Annotated in this window: 1 protein-coding gene; it reads left to right on the top strand. The window is 44.0% G+C overall.

What is annotated here, in order from left to right; genetic code table 11:
* Positions 1-566, top strand: a 566-nt coding sequence (locus C9I89_RS22295) for a transposase (protein ID WP_146155095.1), incomplete at its 5' end; no start/stop codon positions are given.
* Between the last annotated feature and the right edge of the window lie 32 nt (positions 567-598).

The following is a 598-nucleotide window of genomic DNA, read 5'->3' as shown; positions in this document are numbered from 1 at the left end:
TGGCGGATTTGGTCATCCGAAGAAATCAGCTTCTATCAATGCAAACCATGGAAAAGAATCGCCTCCAAATACTACCTAAACACCTGGCTATGACCATCAAACCAATCCTGACGGCGTTCAAAAATCAGATCAAAAAAACCGAAAAGAAAATCGTCGTATTAATTGAAAGTTGCCCTGAATATCAGGCCAAAAATGAAATACTACAAAGCATGCCCGGTATCGGAAAAATTGCCTCCGCATCTATCATTAGCAACCTTCCTGAGCTCGGTTATATCACCAACAAACAAGCTGCAGCACTCGTCGGCGTCGCCCCTATGAACAGGGAAAGCGGACGCTATAAAGGACACAGAAAAATACAAGGCGGTCGGGCCCAGGTCAGAACCGTTCTCTACATGGCAATGATGTCTGCTATGCAATGTAACCCTGTTTTTAAGACGACCTATCAACGGCTTCTAGCTGAAGGAAAACCAAAAAAAGTGGCCATCATCGCCTGCGTAAGGAAGATGGTTGTCATCCTAAATTCGATGCTGAGAGATGGCGTTTTATGGGATGCGAAAACAGCTTAAATTAACTATTGACGCCATAGTCGTTTGTTATG

The sequence above is a fragment of the Photobacterium lipolyticum genome, from assembly GCF_003026475.1.
GTDB classification, from domain to species: Bacteria; Pseudomonadota; Gammaproteobacteria; order Enterobacterales; family Vibrionaceae; genus Photobacterium; species Photobacterium lipolyticum.
Note: the sequence above shows the minus strand (reverse complement) of the source record. Positions and strands in the feature narration are given on the sequence as shown.